This window comes from Salinimonas profundi, from assembly GCF_014750655.1.
Taxonomy (GTDB): domain Bacteria; phylum Pseudomonadota; class Gammaproteobacteria; order Enterobacterales; family Alteromonadaceae; genus Alteromonas; species Alteromonas profundi_A.
Window position 1 is genome coordinate 57862 of the sequence record NZ_JABBXD010000013.1, and the last position, 16829, is coordinate 74690.

Sequence of the window (16829 nt, forward strand, 5' to 3'; positions counted from 1 at the left end):
CATGATCATCGATTTATCAAACATGACCGAATTGGCCTGGGACAAAATGGACGGTTTGCTGCCGGCCATTGTTCAGGACGCGGTGACCGGCAAGGTACTGATGCAGGGTTACATGAACACCGACGCATTAAGCACCACGCTGGAATCGGGTAAAGTCACCTTTTTCAGCCGCTCCAAGCAGCGCTTATGGCAAAAAGGGGAAACGTCGGGAAATACACTGGATCTGGTTGAGGCTGGCTGTGATTGCGATCACGACGCGTTGCTGATTCTGGCCAACCCGAACGGCCCGACCTGTCACACTGGCGCAGAGAGCTGCTGGTTTACCAGCAATACCAGCGACTTCACTTTCCTGGCCGATCTGGAGCGCACGTTGGCAGCGCGTAAATCTGCCGACCCTGAATCCAGCTACACGGCGCGTCTGTATGCTAAGGGCATCAAGCGTATTGCTCAGAAAGTGGGTGAAGAAGGCGTGGAAACGGCACTGGCAGCCACCGTGCATGACAAAGAAGAGCTGAAAAATGAGGCCGCAGATCTGCTGTATCATTTAACCGTATTGCTGCAGGCCAGCGACATGTCTATGTCCGATGCCATTGCGGTGCTGCGGGCCCGACAACAGTAATCTTGCTGAATACGAAAAAGGAGCACCCGCTCCTTTTTTTGTCTTTGTTGTAATAAATCAGGTGGTCAGCAGACTACTTATTTATCGCAATCAGCAGGAATGATGATGTTAACAAGACTACTCACAACCATTAAAAATAATCTTGGCTTTATTCTGATACTTACCATGTTGTTTAGCATCAGAAGCAGCCTGGCAGATTGGTACCATATCCCCTCAGGTTCGATGCAACCTTCAATTGAAATTGGTGATCGCGTACTGGTAGACAAAACTGCCTACCGGTTGGAATTTCCTTTTACGAATATTTTACTCAGCCAAACCGGTCAGCCAGCGCATGGTGACATCATTGTTTTTGAGAGCGCGGCGGCTAAAGAGCGGCTTATTAAGCGGGTGATAGGATTACCCGGTGATACGATTTCAATGCAGGATCACCGTCTTAAGATTAACGGTAAATCGCTAACTTATTCCGCCAAAGATAATTATCTGCTTGAAACCGATTTACACGGCCACACTTATACCATCGCGATCGATTCTGTTGCCGGTCCGTTGGCAAATTTCAGTTCGGTCACCGTGCCTGAGGGCTTTGTGCTGGTTCTGGGCGATAACCGAAGTCACAGTGCTGATTCGCGGGTACATGGACTTGTCCCTGTGAGCGAAATCAAAGGGCAAGCGAAACGAGTAGTGATTTCTCTGGATAAGCACAATTACTACCTGCCCCGCAGTGGAAGAATCTGGCAGTCCCTGGGAGAAGAAAAAATAATTTAAAAAATTTTCAAATTTTCTCTTGAAAAGAATTTGGATGTACCTATTTATTTATTGTCGACGCTGAACAGTCAGGTCGACAAACCCGCCGCCGAATAGTCGGGGCGAATTTAACTTTTACATATTGCTTAATTTTGAGGATATGACTATGCGTACTATCGATCTATCTCCACTATACCGTTCATTTATTGGTTCAGACCGTCTGGCTTCATTGATTGATGCTGCAAACCGGGCTGACAGCCAAAGCACCTATCCACCTTATAACATTGAATTGTTGGGTGATGACAAATACCAGATTTCGATGGCTGTTGCCGGGTTTAGTCAGGATGATATTACCATTGAAGCGCAGGAAAATACGTTGTCCGTTCAGGGTAAAAAGCCCGAACAGGAAGACAGCGAAGCGGCGTCTCGCAAATTTCTGCACAAAGGTATTTCGGAGCGAAACTTCGAACGAAAATTTCAACTTGGTGACCATGTAAAAGTCACCGGTGCAGCAATGGCTGACGGCCTTCTACATATCAATCTTGAGCGCGTTATTCCTGAAGCGAAAAAGCCGCGTAAGATAGAAATTGGTAGTCGTTTGCTGGAAAATCAGAACGACAAGTAATTCCTGATGGCGGGAACACCTTCCCGCCTCTTTTATCATTTTTTGTTGCCGCATAGCGGGACACTTTTACATATTGCTTAATATCGAGGATATGATTATGCGTACTATCGACTTTTCTCCACTTTACCGTTCTTTCATTGGCTCTGACTATCTTGCTTCGCAGGTAGATAAGGCGGGTCGTTCAGCACAACAGACGGATGCCCCTCCCTATAACATTGAGCTCTTGGGTGAAGATAAATATCGAATCTCTATGGCTGTCGCGGGTTTTAACCGGGATATGCTGAATATTGAAGTAAAAGAAAACACACTGTCAGTAGAAGGTAAAAAAGCTGACACTGACAATGCCGACGAGCGCAAATTTTTACACAAAGGGATTGCTGAGCGTGCATTTGAACGTAAATTTCAGCTTGGCGATCATGTCAATGTAGTTGGTGCTGACTTGACCGATGGTCTGTTGCATATTGACCTTGAGCGTGTGGTTCCCGAGTCGGAAAAACCTCAAACGATTGCTATTAACTAATTTGCTTTTCCCTGGATTATGTTGGGCTGACTATCGTCAGCCTTTTTTTTTTACCAGTGAGAATAAGCCGGTTTTTCCCCGCAAACTCCCTCTTGCAATGTGCGCTGCCACTGACTGGGCGTTTCATGTAACCAGTTTGTCAATGATGAAAGATGTGAAACCGTGATGGCTGCTGGTTTTATTGGTTCACCGTTTTCATTGAGTGCAAAGTATTCAGATTGGTAATGAGTCAACATGGCCCGATCAGGAATTTTTTCATCAAGCAGTCTGACATCGGTAACAGCAAGAAAGCGCGCCGACTTATCTTCAATTGACAGGAGCTGCCGGTAAAAGCGCCCCTTATCCCCCTGAGCCTGAGAAAAACGGTTTAATAAACCCGCCAGTGTTTGGTAAGTAATTATTTCTTTTTGCAGCAAAAAACGGTGTTCCGTTTTTTTAGTATCCCCCGACTTACCGCCAACGGTATAAATCTGCTTTTCCTGTAAATTATTCAGGTATGTAATACCTTCTTCGGTGTAATCAGACAGCGCATCATTGTTTATTTTGACTGAATAATCACTAACGTTGGCCGGGTCAACTTCGAACAATAGCACGTCAGGTGTGAGCTTTTCTTTTTGCTCATCAGTCAGCCCTACCGGTTGGCAGTGCTCTGAAATCACGTAGTAATAATCACCCGCGCCTATTGCCTTGACCGGATTTACCTGAAGGAATCCTGTCAGCAGGATACAAGCAGCTTTACCTTTCAGCTTCATTACATTCTTTCGCCTTTATTTTTAACGTCACAATGGTAGTAGAGCGAATCATGAGATACTAGCATTACCTGGATTCTCTCTTTTATCTGCGTTGTTTAGCCACTATCGGCCATTATTCTTTACGCTCGATTTAATGTTTTGTTACCAAATACGATTTATGTCTTATTGCTAATGTATGTAAGTCAGTGATATTGATTAATTTAGCAGCACCTTATGCTGTTATAAAAAAGCTTGAATAAGGAAAAATTCATGAAAAATCGTATCCAACCCTGTGCGCTGGCAGTGACTTTGGCGCTTGCAGGTGTTACTTCTTCATTGTCTGTTAGTGCGCAACAGGCGAACGACACCGCCTCTGATGTCGAGCGCATTTCTGTAACAGGTTCCAGAATTAAACGTACCGATATTGAGGGTCCCTCTCCTATTCAGTCCATTGATGCCACTATGATTGAAGGCATGGGTTATGAAAATCTTCAGCAGTTACTCGAACGCATGCCTGCCACAGGCGCTGGTACCTTTTCTACCCGCAATAACAGCCAGGACTCCACCGCCAATGGCGCAGCGGCAGTTTCTCTGCGTGGCATGGGCCCGGACGCTACACTGGTGTTAATCAACGGCCGACGCGTTGCTATCAGCGCTTTTGCTGAGAGCATCACAAACTCCTTTGTAGATATTAACTCCATTCCGGTTTCAGCCATTGAGCGTATCGATATCCTGAAAGACGGCGCTTCAGCCATATACGGCTCTGACGCCGTTGCCGGTGTGGTTAACGTTATCCTTAAAAAGGATTTTGATGGTGTTGAACTGAATGTTGGCTATGGCGGCACGACCGGTCCCAGTTATGACGAAACCACTGCCAATATGGTATGGGGTAACCAGTCAGCCAAAGCAAGCAGTACGGTGATCCTTGATTACTTTAAAAACAGTCGCCTGGGCGCCGGTGAACTGGGCCGTTTCGGCACCGCGAATCAGTCTCCCTATGGCGGCATGGATTTTCGCTCCTCCCGCGGTTATCCCGGCTATTTTTATGTCGATGGCGTTAAAACCATCGACCCTGACTGTCCGCCTGAAAATGCAACCGCATCAGGAAGCTGTCTGTTCGACTATGGCCCCTTCGGTCTGACTATTCCCGAAGCGGAACGCGTTGGCCTGATTGGTCAGTTTGATTATAAACTTGACTCTGATCTGACTGTCTTTATGGAAGTGGCTGTGCAGCACAATACGTCCGAGGCAGGTGGCGCCGCCACCCCGTTGGATGAAGATGCGGGCCTTACCGCTCCAGGTAGCCATCCAAACAATCCATTCGGACAAGACGTTGAAATAGGCCGTTATCGGCCGGTTGATGCCGGTCCCCGCCGCTGGGATATCGTTACCGACACGTTGCGTTTTGTAGCTGGGTTACGTGGCGAATTAGGAGACTACGCCTGGGAAGCATCGGTACAAAAGGGCCGCAGCAAATCAGAACAAAGTGGTGATCAGAGTCAGGGCTGGGTACGGGTCGACTGGCTGCAGGAACAGATTAACGCTGGCGCTTATAATCCGTTTGGTGGTGTTACCAATCCCCCTGAGGTGATTGATCAAATCACAACCAGCCTGGTACGTCGTGGTGAATCACGGCTGACCAGTGCCGATGCACACATTACCGGCGAAGCGTTTGAGTTCAATGGTGAGATGGTCATGATGGCGGCTGGTGTGGAATACCGTGAAGAACAGGTTTCGGATATTCCGGACATTCAGTTTCAGCAAGGGCTGATTTTTGGCACCGAGTCGGTGCAGGCAGAAGCCGAGCGTGATCAGTACGCTGCTTACCTGGAGTTGTCGATACCGCTGCTTGAAACACTGGAACTGCAATTAGCCGGACGCTATGACCATTACAGCGACTTTGGCAGCACTACTAATCCGAAAATTGCGCTACGCTGGGCCCCTACCGATGAGGTAACAGTCCGTGGTTCGTGGGCACAGGGTTTCCGCGCGCCCTCTCTGGCACAGGTTGGCCTGGGGCCGTCTGAAAAGAGCGTGTTCTTTGTTGATCAGTATCGCTGCGAGGCAACCGGTCTTGATTGCGAGTCGCTGGACTATAACATCCAGTTTTCAGGTAACCCTGACCTGGATGCAGAAGAATCAGAGTCCTGGAATGTGGGCGTTATCTGGGCGCCGGTTCAGGAAATTGGCCTGAGTGTTGATGTGTGGAGCATCACACAGGATAACAAGATTGACGAGCAACAGTTCGGGCTGGTCTATGATGCTGAGTGCAATGATCAGAACAGCGAAGTCTGTGTACGTTTACCACCGCAGGGTGGACAGTCCCTCGGTGTCATTCAAAAGATTTTTAACACCTATCAGAATGTGTCCTCTCAGGAAGCATCCGGTGTTGATATTAGTGCGGATTATAAGTTGCCCTTCGATGATTACGGACAAGTATCGTTCAGACTGGATTGGTCATATCTGAATGAATTCGAGCGAGACTCGCTCGATTATACCGGTGAATATCGCTATCCGGAGAATCGCTGGCTATTCAGTACGAACTGGATGCTGGACAACTTTGACGCCAATCTGAATATCAGTTACATCGGCGAGTTTGAGGACACGCCAGACATCGACTTTGATGGCGTGCTCGATTTTGAGGAAAACTCATCGCGTACAGTAGACTCGCAAATCCTGGTTGATTTGCAGGGCGGCTATAATTTCTCGGACAGTGTTCGGGTTGTTCTGGGCGTGAATAACCTGTTTGATGAAGAACCACCGTTTGCCATCGGCGATGGTGACAGTGATCTTTATGGGTATGTGGGCAGTGTTCATAACCCAAGAGGCCGATTTGTTTACAGCAAAGTCACCTTACGCTTCTAAACAAAAAAAGCCCGCACGACGCGGGCTTTTTTCACCAGCCATTAATTCTTTGCCATATCTTTTCGACATGCACGTTGTCGGTCGTAACATGGTAGTCGTTGAACTGCCCGGCTGTTGCGCAGGCATGTATGGGTAAAATCCTCAACATCGTCCCGTAAGCAAATTGCGAATCATCAGGTATCAGCCCATCACGGTGCACGATAATGCCATGCTCCTGATTGGTTTGTTGTACGTACCACCCGTCAAGCAATGTGCCGTTTTCATCACACACCAGGCCATATCCGCAGTCCAACGGTTGAGAAGCAGTACCGGTATCTCTGGACAATGCCATCCAACCGGCATCAATCAGTACCCAGCCTTTGTCAGCTTGTCGGCCAGTGACACTTGTTAATACGCTCAGGGCTATATCGTTATACTGACAGACTCCGAGGCCCGCCATCACACAATCAAAGGTTGCATACACACCGGCTCTGAGTTCGGTCACACCCTCATAGGTAATACCTGATAGCGCGGTTGGCGTAGAGCCGACAGAAATCATCGAAAGCGAATATCCGGCGTCTTCCAGACGGGCCGCTGCTAACAAAGACTTATCGCACTCCTGTTGAGCAAAATGCTGGCGTGATTCGTTATCAAACGCACCGTATGAAGCGCCGGCATGCGCCATAACGCCAGACAGGCTCAGTGTCGCTGACCCGTCAATAATAGCGGCAATGCGTAATAAGTCATCAGACTGCGCGTCGACACCAGCCCGGTGTCCGTCCGTATCGATCTCTATGGCCACATGAAGTGTCGCTGTTAGCTTGTCCGCTTGAGTAGCCAACATTTGCGCCGCGGCAATACTGTCGATAAGTACGGTTAAGCGAATCTCTTGATGAAGCAACCTATTGATCACAGCGAGTTTATTTGGTGTCAGCCCCACCGCATACAAAATGTCAGTATACCCTGCCTGCGCAAATGCCTGCGCCTCTGCAAGGGTAGAAACCGTAATGGGCGACGAGAGAGGAGCATAAATTTCCGCCGCTTCCAGGCTTTTAAGCGTTTTAACATGGGGGCGCAGCGTGAGCCCGGCAGTATCAGCGACAGAGGCCATGCGCCTTGCATTATCTTTCAGCCGCGCCTCGTCAATGATGCAGGCGGGCGTCATAAGGTCACGCAATAATGTCACTTACACCACCGTATAATGAATCATGTATAAATTTGCACAGCACAAGAACAGCATCGATAAAAATGTGAGTACCATCCCTATCTGACGTTGCCAGCTCGCACCATTATGTTTCTGCAAACCATATGCGTGAAGGATTCTGCCAAATAAAAGTGCATTGGCGCCTACATGTAATATCCACTGAATCGCACTGAAACTTTCAAGGCAAGCTAACAAAATCAAGGTAATCGGTACATATTCATTAAAGTTACCATGAACTCGACTGAGGCGCTCCAGCACGACACTATCTCCTGTGCCAAGACTAATTTGTTCTTGTCGCCGGATATGAATGACTGATGCCGACAGGTAGAGATAACACAGCCCTAACAGACTGGCGTAAAAGGCGGTAACTGGCATACCCATGAGATAACTCCCTGTGTTTACGCTCTAAAGTGGCAATATGGTCGCTGAAGCGCAAAGTAATAATGACTAGCGTCGTTTGGTTTTGTCTGGCTTACGTACCTATAGGTACTGATATGCCTTATTAACAGTTTAACTAAAAAAGGCCGCTTAGCGGCCTTTAATTCTGACTCTGGCTTAATCCAGCAGTTTGTTCAGTTGCTCACTGACATCACCCACGGGCTGAGTACCGTCGATTTTGTGATACTGGCAATTGCCTGCTTCAGCTTCAGCGGCGTAGTAGCCAACCAATGGCTTGGTTTGCTCATGATACACCCCTAAGCGGTGACGGACCGTTTCTTCTTTATCGTCGTCACGAATAATCAGCTCTTCATCAGTCTGATCATCCCGCCCTTCATTTTTCGGCGGGTTATATACAACGTGATAAACACGGCCTGATGCGGGGTGAACACGACGTCCGCCCATACGCTCAACGATAACATCGTCCGGCACGTCGAACTCAATGACATGATCTACCTTAATGTTGGCGTCTTTCATCGCATCTGCCTGTGGAATGGTACGAGGGAAACCATCAAGCAGGAAACCGTCTTTGCAATCGTCTTTTGCGATACGCTCTTTAACCAGCCCGATAATGATATCATCAGAAACCAGCTTACCTTCATCCATGACGCGCTTTGCGGCCATTCCCAGATCAGACCCTTCCTTGATAGCAGAACGCAGCATATCGCCGGTTGAGATCTGCGGTATGCCATATTTACCCATCAAAAACTGGGCTTGTGTTCCCTTGCCGGCACCCGGTGCGCCTAGAAGAATGATTCGCATTTTTGCGTTCTCCGCTTTTAATTTAAACTTTCGGCACTTTACACACTCAATACAGGCAAGACAAGCCCTTCAGCGCTTTTAAATCGGGCACTACGACTAAAATCGAAGACATTTGAGCACTTCACTGTCACGATTAATTAACAGTATCACATGCTGTCCAAATATCACTTTTCGTGTACTTAAAAAAAAAGCGGGCATGAAAGCCCGCTTTCTAGCAGTTTACGAATTTATTTCGCCATCTTCATCAACAGCTCGTTGAGGTTCCGTACAAAGCTTGAAGGGTCTTTCAGACTTCCTTGCTCTGATAACGCCGCCTGGTCAAATAATACATTCGACCACTGAGAAAACAGCGACTCATCCTGCGTATCAGCCAACATCTTAACCAGGCTATGCTCAGGATTAAGCTCAAAATGATATTTCACATCAGGTACTGGCTGACCGGCCGCCTGCATCAGTTTCATCATTTGCGTCGTCATGCCGTTTTCATCAGCTACAATCACAGCAGGCGAATCGGTCAGACGATGAGTAAATTTCACATCTTCTACCTTATCGCCAAGCGCAGCTTTCACGCGCTCCAATACACCCTCGATTTCTTTTTCAGCCTCTTCTTTGGCTTTCTTGGTTTCTTCATCGTCCATGTCACCAAGATCTAAATCACCTTTGGCAATCGACTGGAATGATTTTTCATCGAATTCGGTCAGATGAGACATCAGCCATTCATCGATCCGCTCACCCATCAGAAGCACTTCGATGCCCTTCTTGCGGAAAATTTCCAGGTGCGGGCTATTCTTGGCAGCCTGATAGCTATCGGCAGTCACGTAGTAAATCTTGTCCTGACCTTCCTTCATCCGACCGATGTAGTCTGCCAGTGATATTGTTTGTGCCTCGCTTTCACCGTGCGTCGAGGTGAAGCGAAGTAAGCCTGCAATCTTCTCTTTATTAGAGAAATCCTCTGCCGGCCCTTCTTTTAACACATTACCAAACTCGTTCCAGAAAGACTGATACTTCTCAGCATCATTTTTAGCCATCTTTTCCAGCATACTAAGCACGCGCTTGGTACAGCCCTGACGAAGAGCCTGGGTAATCTTATTGTCTTGCAGGATCTCACGAGACACATTCAATGGCAGATCGTTTGAGTCCAGCAGGCCTTTTACAAAACGCAGGTATGTCGGCATGAACTGTTCTGCATCATCCATGATGAATACACGCTGCACGTACAGTTTCAGGCCATGATTTTGGTCGCGGTTCCACATATCAAATGGCGCTTTACTTGGAATATAAAGCAGACTGGTATATTCCGTTTTACCTTCGACCTTATTATGTGCCCAGCTCAGCGGGTCTGCAAAATCATGAGAAATATGCTTATAAAACTCTTTATACTCTTCGTCCGAAATCTCTGACTTTTCGCGTGTCCAAAGCGCCGTGGCTTTGTTTACCGCTTCCCAGTGCGCGGGTTCACCCGGAATTTTTTCGCCGTCGGGTCCATCACGCTCAGGCACTTCCTCTTTGTACATTTCGACAGGAATGCTGATGTGATCAGAGTATTTATTTACGATAGAGCGCAAACGCCAGTCATCGGCGAATTCTTTTTCGTCATCACGCAGATGCAGCACAATCTCAGTACCACGTGAAGGCTTGTTGATGGACGTGATGGTAAACTCACCCTCACCATCAGAAATCCACTCAACGGCTTCATCTGAAGGTGCACCTGCAGCGCGTGTGCGAACGACAACTTTGTCAGCGACGATAAATGCAGAATAGAATCCAACGCCAAACTGACCAATAAGCTGTGAGTCTTTCGCCGAATCACCTGAAAGCTTGCTGAAGAAATCTTTGGTGCCGGATTTAGCAATCGTACCCAAATTGGAGATGACATCTTCTCTGTTCATACCGATACCGTTATCAGACACGGTAACTGTTCCGGCTTCTTTATCTACGCTGATTCTTACGCGCAAGTCGCCGTCATCTTCATAAAGGCTGTCATTTTCCAGAGCACGGAAGCGTAACTTATCTGCCGCATCGGCTGCATTAGATACCAGTTCACGCAGGAAGATTTCTTTGTTTGAATACAAAGAATGAATCATCAGACTAAGAAGCTGTTTTACTTCCGTCTGAAAACCATGTGTTTCTTGTTGGGCTGCTTCAGCCATAAACCAGACTCTCCTAGTTAAGTACAACGATATTCAAACAGGGAAGTGAGGACTGGTTACCGGGAATTCAAGCGTTGAAATGCAAAAAAATCGGGCGGAAGACGGTTTAAAGCTTACGCCGCCCTGAAAATGCATGGGTCAATGTATTGCCGTCGATGTATTCCAGCTCCCCGCCTACGGGCACGCCATGAGCAATACGGGTAGCAGAGATATCCATTGAATCACATAATTGACTGATGTAATGCGCAGTAGCCTCGCCTTCAACCGTAGGGTTGGTAGCAAGAATCACTTCTTCAACCGGCTCTTTTTTTAAACGTGCTTCAAGCTCGTCGAGGCCGATGTCAGAAGGGCCAACGCCATCAATGGGCGAGAGATGCCCCATCAGGACAAAATACATCCCCTGATAGGATGAGGTTTGCTCGATGGCCAGCACATCCTGTGGACTTTCCACTATACACAACAGCCCACTTTCATTACGTTGAGGATGACGGCAGATCTCACAAACCGGCTCCTCGGTAAACGTTCTGCATCGTTCACAATGCCGGATGTGCTCCATCGCATTGTGAAGCACTGCGCTTAACTTCAATGCACCATCCCGGTTACGTTCCAGCAAGCTAAATGCCATACGCTGGGCACTTTTGTTCCCAACACCCGGCAAGCATGTCAGCGCAGCGATCAGTTCGCTTAAAAGCGGGCTATACTTCACGACAATTAAAACGGCATTTTGAAGCCAAATGAGGCTTCGTTGCTGATGAGTGCTGATGTGTGCTGATGTGTGCTGATGTGTGATATTCAGCGACCTGTAGCGTGGTAGTCATAAATTCCATTATTCAATATTACTCATTATCACTTTACTTTTGGCCCCTATTTGCCCCCTCTTGCAGTCGCATACTATCAGTTGCCACTGCCTTTATCCTGCCAACAACAGAGAAAAAACTGAACAGTCAAAATTCCTATACGAGCCTAAACTTAAGACCAAAGTCAGTTTGCTTCAGTTCAGCCTGGTAAAACTTTAGGTTGCTTCCAGCAAGTATTCTTTTAATAAGCGATTTGTCGGAAGTAGTAGTTCTACATCCAAAATTTATCTCGCAAATTCTGCCTGGAACATCATACACTTTATCTCCCTCAGGGTATATACAGCGCCATTCCTGCTCATAGCTCCAAAGTTTGGATTTAGTATGGAGAACCCTGTGTTGAGCTTCTTTTCTATGTCGTGGAGAGCCTAAGGATTTCTGAGAGATAGAAGGATAGCTCTCCGTGTAATTGACTTTGTGAGTGTGTTTACTATCACCAAGTGAATTTTCGCTTGAGACCTCAAAGCCAATACATATGCCTGTATGATCAGATGCATAGTGTGCCCACAATAGTTGATTATTCTTTGTCTCACAGAGAGAAAGGATACCCCTTTGACTCAACTCCTGTGTAAACTTATCAGTAGCTGTGCTTTTTGAGCTTCCAGCTTTGAACACGAGCATATCGTCTGCATCGCTTCCAAAAACTTTTTTTGCTTCATTGTAACTCGCTTTCTCGATACTTTTGCTGAATGAACATTTTGTATCAAAAGGGTCGTTAAATTTAGTAGGCGTAGGGAAGTAAATTTGGTTGCTGACTAATGTGTCTAGCGTAAACTTGTTCACAGCCCTATATTTGTACAGCACTTCCGGCTTTGGGTCGTTCACTTGCGCCCCCGTTTGGCCGTTGAAACAAAATCATCGTCTTTAGATATACGCTTTACCAGCTCTGTTACAGCTGCTTCTGAATATTGATGTCGGTTAGACAGCTGACTGTGATAATGAAATTCATTGCTACCCGCCTTCCAATTTAATTTGTTTATACATGCCTGAACACAATGGCTATTCATCGCAGGTTTGCCATCGGGGCCTTTCTTAGGTAGTTTTCTAGCCAACTTACTCTCTTCAAGCTCTTCTGTGAGCTTCTTGTTAACTGCTTTGATAAAAGCTTTCAAGCTGAATGGATGAGACTTATCAGGGTCAACAGGCTTTTCAACTATCATTGCATTTCGAAGGTTTTGCAGATCCTGGGCACTTCCATTTGCTTTAGCTATTACGATTTGCTCTTCGCCCTCCTGCTTAGCGAACACAAGTGAAACCTTAAGCGGAATAGCAAACCCAATGTCGTCAGTCTGCTCTATTTCATCCTGTAATGTCTCAGCTAATTCGAGCATTTCTGTGGCGGCATCTCCGTACAAGGTTTTCAAGGTTGACGCAGGTGGAAGTTTAAAGTCTCCCACAAGAGACATCATTCCCGTGTGTTGGGATGATATGAACGGAACATCAGCGTATTTTTCAAATTCTGAAGAATAATTAAGCACACCGGATTGGAATACTCTTGATGCTATCGATTGAAGTTCTGGCATCAGCAAGTGCACCGCTTTATCTCGCCAGTCTGCTACTCTCTCCACGTTTCTCCGAATCTGACTTGATTCTTTGTACAAATGAGGCAGACATTGTCTTAGGCTTATTGTTCTTCTAACACCTTGTTTGTTCGGCTTCTCGTAGATGAAGTCTTCACCCTCACGCTCAATCAGGACTGACTTAAATAGTTGTTCCCAGGCCGTACAGAACAAAAGGACAAAACCATCAAGCTTATTCTCAAGTGACGGACGATTATAAAGCTCTAACGCGAGCATCATATTGTCTTTCGACTTTTTCAATAATGCTCTTGCCAAGGGAGATTTGCACTTATGACCTAACTCCTGAAAGTGCTTGCTTTGAGACAGCCGCTTTTTGAACTCAGTAAAATTGAGATCTAGCGTGTTGGTTGCATCAAACGAATCCTCTGCAATCTCATTTACAAACTGAGTTAACTGCCCTTTATTGTAATAAGTTGCAAATGTTGCGGGCTTCCACCCTACGGTCTCGATCAGTTGTTTTTTAGTAAAGCGAACTCCTTTACGTTCACAAGACTGTAAGTATTCGAATAGTTTTTCTTGGGATTGTCGTCCTGACATAATTAACACCTTGTTCTATCTTTGCGCCACTAATTCCACTAGGCTGCACTCGGTCTTCGATTTGGATTTCAATTTTTGGAGTAAGCTTTCACACAACTCAACAACACTGCGAATGGAACTAAGGATTTCACTTTGATGGTTGGGAGGGGGAATGGCAATCAAGCACCCTCTCAATTGTGTTTTATTTATTGAGGCTAAATTAGTAGTCTGTTTACTTGAGCCTGCAAAGTAATCGCGAGCAAATGGACTGTTAAGGTAGGTTTCAAGCCATAGTTCATTCTGCTCATCAAGTATTTTCCTTGCTTTGAATACATGATTCTGATGGGCAATATACGGTATGCTGCCATTCCAAATAGCAGTCCTACCAACCTTATCCCAATCTCCACCTTCAGTGATCAATAAATCACCTACCCTAACTTCGTACTTGGCAACTTCTTCAACAGCAATTTCAACTTCTTTTAATTGCTCTAACTTTAAAAATCCTCTTTGAACATTTGCTACGCTTAAGTAGGCAACCCTGGTAACTTGTTTTCCCGCTAGCTTTCTACCTTTCGTAATACCACTTTGAATGTCAACAACGTCTTCTAGACGACACCACTCCCAGCCACGTGGTAATTGAAATGGTTTTTCACCTTCAGAAATTAGAGGTAATGCCTTTTGCTTTTTAATTTTCTTGTCTTTGATTAACTGTTCTTTTTCGGCGGCGATGCGTCCGAGCAGTTTTGATGCAGGTTCATCGTTGGGGTCTTGTTTTACCAGTTTGCCCATTACTGCAAGTTGAAGGATGGTTTGTTTTAGCTGGTCGATGCTATCTTCGGTGGTGAATAACACGTCGAAGTGTTCGCTGATGCGCTGCCAGCTTTCGTTTAGCTCGTTCGAATCTTTTGCATTGGTGAGCGTGTCTAACAGTGATTTAACGAGTGTTTGGTGCGCTTCGATACTGGCTTCGGATTGTGACTCTAGTTGGTCACATAGGTTCATTAATTCACGAACCTTTTTCGCTATTTTCTTCTGCTCTTCTAAAGGAGGTAAAGGATGGATGACTTTTTCCATACGTTCCTTAGTCATATGAATCATCGCTATTCCATTGCCGCCAGCTTTTATTCTTTCCGATATTGCTTGCAAAAAGATTTGCGAAAACTCTTTGTCTAATGAATCATCACAGAAGATATCCATTTTCCAAATATGGTAGTGATAAATGACCTTGCCACCTTCCCAAATAAATGGGCCAAATGATGCTGACCAAGAATAAATCAAATCACCATTATCAATATATTTATCTGGTTCAAGGGTTAAATCAGAGTAATACCATTGATCCGAAGTGAAGAGGTTTCCCACGCGTAGAATAGGAATCCCTTCACTTAACATCTCATGCTTTTTGTAAGCTCTACCATTTATTACATTTATCAGGTCTTCGAGCCGCGCAGCTTCCCAGTGCTTTGGATAGGAGTAAAAGTGTTCGTCCTCTATGTTCTTTTTTGCTCGCCCCTTCTTTAGTCTACCTTCTGAAATTAGTTTGCTTTTCTTACTGATAGATCTTTCTAATGCAGACTGTGCAGAACAGCCAGCAGTATCAGGCTTTATTAACTTTCCTGTTACAGCGAGTTCTAAAATAAGTTCACGCAACTTTTTTATTCCGTAAAGCTCACGTTTATTAGAGCTTCCCCGCCCAGAAGTAGATTTGGTTTTGGTCGCCGATGTCCAGATATCCAAATTTTCAGTAATAATGCTTTCTACTGACATTAAGCTTTACCCTCAGTGCCTGACGACAGAGCTTCTGCCAGTATGCCTTTAAGCTGATCACGCAATGTCTGAATTTCTTGCTGTTGAGCTTCGAATTGCTGAAGAAGTTCGTCAGGATCGTGGCTTTCTACTTCGCCAACGTGAGGGTTTTTAATATCCAGGTTGAAGTTGCGTTCGATGACCTCTGCAATTGAAACTTTCCAGGCTTGCTCGTTCTCTACTCGGCTGGCAAAACCATTTTCTTCTGTGCCCCACCATTCTTGTTCAGATTGAAACTCTTCAAACTTCATGGGTTTGGTTTTGGAGTAATTTTTTACGCCTTCTGGGTAGGGGTGCTCGTAAAACCAAATCTCTTTGGTTGGCTTCCCTTTGGTGAAAAACAGCAGATTGGTTTTAATGCCTGTGTAGGGGTTAAACACGCCATTAGGTAGTCTTACAATTGTGTGCAGATTACATTCTTCTGTGAGTAGCTTTTTGATTTTTGTTTTAACGCCTTCACCAAAGAGTGTACCGTCTGGCAATACCACTGCGGCGCGTCCGCCGTTTTTTAACACTTCAATGATGAGCTGCAGGAACAAGTCGGCGGTTTCACGCGTTTGCATATCTGAAGGGAAGTTCTTTTCGATACCATCTTCTTCAGTGCCACCGAATGGCGGATTAGTAACGATAACATCAAACTCGCTGTCCCAGTTTGAAAGTGGGCGGTTAAGGGTGTTGTCGTGCCTAATTTGCACAGGTACTTCGATACCGTGCAACATCATATTTGTGGTAGCTAACAGATGCGGTAACTGCTTTTTCTCAACACCATGAATTTGGTTTTGCAGTGTTTTGTGGTCGGCTACGGTTTTTACGTACTTTGATTTTACGTGATCAACGGCGCAGGCTAGAAAGCCAGCTGTGCCACAGGCAGGATCGAATACTTTATCACCCAGCTTCGGGTCTACCCTGTCCACAATAAAACGAGTTACGGCGCGGGGCGTATAGAACTCCCCTGCATTACCTGCGCTTTGCAGATCACGTAATATTTGCTCGTAGATATCACCGAATAAATGACGCTCCTTGGAGTCGGTAAAATCAACTTCGTTGAGCTTATTGATCACCTGGCGTAACAGCGTGCCATTCTTCATGTAGTTAAAGGCATCGGAAAACGCTTCGCGAACGATAAAGCCCCTCGGGTTCTTATCGATTGGCGCTGTCAGGTTTTTGAGCGTCGGGAACAACTCATCATTCACGAACTCCATTAACTCTTCGCCAGTGATACCTTCATCATCCGCTGCCCAATTGCGCCACAGGTACTGAGATGGAATTGGCTCACGGTACTCATCCATTTCAAATTCCAGCTCTTCTTCCTGGGCATCGAATATCTTTAAGAAGAGTAACCATGACATCTGTCCCAGGCGTTGGGCATCACCATCAACGCCTGCGTCTTTTCTCATGATGTCCTGGATGGATTTAATAACGGTACTAACTGACATATTTTC

The 16829-nt window shown here is 46.0% G+C and carries 15 protein-coding genes; 5 read left to right on the forward strand and 10 right to left on the reverse strand.

Annotated features, from left to right (window positions below):
- The first annotated feature begins 1 nt into the window (after nt 1).
- The 4 genes from hisIE (at nt 2) to HHX48_RS16885 (ending at nt 2505) form a co-directional block, all read left to right on the forward strand.
- A complete protein-coding gene (gene hisIE / locus HHX48_RS16870) occupies nt 2-619 on the forward strand; it encodes a bifunctional phosphoribosyl-AMP cyclohydrolase/phosphoribosyl-ATP diphosphatase HisIE (protein ID WP_191026505.1) in 618 nt (205 codons plus the stop codon).
- 99 nt (nt 620-718) lie between these two features.
- Nucleotides 719-1381 carry a signal peptidase I gene (lepB, locus tag HHX48_RS16875; protein WP_223858500.1) on the forward strand — a complete coding sequence of 221 codons (663 nt, stop codon included), beginning with the start codon at nt 719-721 and terminating at the stop codon, nt 1379-1381.
- 145 nt (nt 1382-1526) lie between these two features.
- Nucleotides 1527-1985: an Hsp20 family protein gene (locus HHX48_RS16880; protein ID WP_191026506.1), complete on the forward strand. Its 459-nt coding sequence runs from the start codon at nt 1527-1529 to the stop codon at nt 1983-1985.
- 97 nt (nt 1986-2082) lie between these two features.
- Entirely contained in the window at nt 2083-2505 is a 423-nt protein-coding gene (locus HHX48_RS16885; RefSeq protein ID WP_191026507.1) for an Hsp20 family protein, read from the forward strand.
- 50 nt (nt 2506-2555) lie between these two features.
- Here the strand turns inward: HHX48_RS16885 and HHX48_RS16890 are convergent, their stop codons facing one another.
- Nucleotides 2556-3257 carry a hypothetical protein gene (locus HHX48_RS16890; RefSeq protein WP_191026508.1) on the reverse strand — a complete coding sequence of 234 codons (702 nt, stop codon included), beginning with the start codon at nt 3255-3257 and terminating at the stop codon, nt 2556-2558.
- A gap of 249 nt (nt 3258-3506) precedes the next feature.
- Here HHX48_RS16890 and HHX48_RS16895 point away from each other — a divergent pair, with 249 nt between their 5' ends.
- A complete protein-coding gene (locus HHX48_RS16895; RefSeq protein WP_191026509.1) occupies nt 3507-6101 on the forward strand; it encodes a TonB-dependent receptor in 2595 nt (864 codons plus the stop codon).
- Between the two features lie 31 nt (nt 6102-6132).
- Here the strand turns inward: HHX48_RS16895 and HHX48_RS16900 are convergent, their stop codons facing one another.
- The 9 genes from HHX48_RS16900 to HHX48_RS16940 form a co-directional block, all read right to left on the reverse strand.
- Complete coding sequence (locus HHX48_RS16900; RefSeq protein ID WP_317983517.1) at nt 6133-7266, reverse strand: alanine racemase; 1134 nt, start codon at nt 7264-7266, stop codon at nt 6133-6135.
- A complete protein-coding gene (locus tag HHX48_RS16905; protein ID WP_191026510.1) occupies nt 7267-7665 on the reverse strand; it encodes an MAPEG family protein in 399 nt (132 codons plus the stop codon).
- A gap of 174 nt (nt 7666-7839) precedes the next feature.
- Entirely contained in the window at nt 7840-8484 is a 645-nt protein-coding gene (adk, locus tag HHX48_RS16910) for an adenylate kinase (RefSeq protein ID WP_191026511.1), read from the reverse strand.
- Nucleotides 8485-8711: 227 nt separating this feature from the next.
- On the reverse strand, nt 8712-10634 hold the full coding sequence (gene htpG, locus HHX48_RS16915; protein WP_191026512.1) for a molecular chaperone HtpG: 1923 nt from the start codon (nt 10632-10634) through the stop codon (nt 8712-8714).
- Between the two features lie 106 nt (nt 10635-10740).
- Entirely contained in the window at nt 10741-11340 is a 600-nt protein-coding gene (gene recR / locus HHX48_RS16920) for a recombination mediator RecR (RefSeq protein ID WP_191026513.1), read from the reverse strand.
- Between the two features lie 247 nt (nt 11341-11587).
- Nucleotides 11588-12313, reverse strand: a complete 726-nt coding sequence (locus HHX48_RS16925; RefSeq protein WP_191026514.1) for a DUF2971 domain-containing protein — start codon at nt 12311-12313, stop codon at nt 11588-11590.
- Nucleotides 12310-13605 (reverse strand): DUF3644 domain-containing protein, encoded by a 1296-nt coding sequence (locus HHX48_RS16930; RefSeq protein ID WP_191026515.1) that lies wholly within the window; start codon nt 13603-13605, stop codon nt 12310-12312. The genes HHX48_RS16925 and HHX48_RS16930 overlap by 4 nt, the downstream gene beginning before the upstream one ends.
- Before the next feature lie 15 nt (nt 13606-13620).
- Complete coding sequence (locus tag HHX48_RS16935) at nt 13621-15348, reverse strand: restriction endonuclease subunit S (RefSeq protein WP_191026516.1); 1728 nt, start codon at nt 15346-15348, stop codon at nt 13621-13623.
- On the reverse strand, nt 15348-16823 hold the full coding sequence (locus tag HHX48_RS16940) for an N-6 DNA methylase (protein ID WP_191026517.1): 1476 nt from the start codon (nt 16821-16823) through the stop codon (nt 15348-15350). The genes HHX48_RS16935 and HHX48_RS16940 overlap by 1 nt, the downstream gene beginning before the upstream one ends.
- Between the last annotated feature and the right edge of the window lie 6 nt (nt 16824-16829).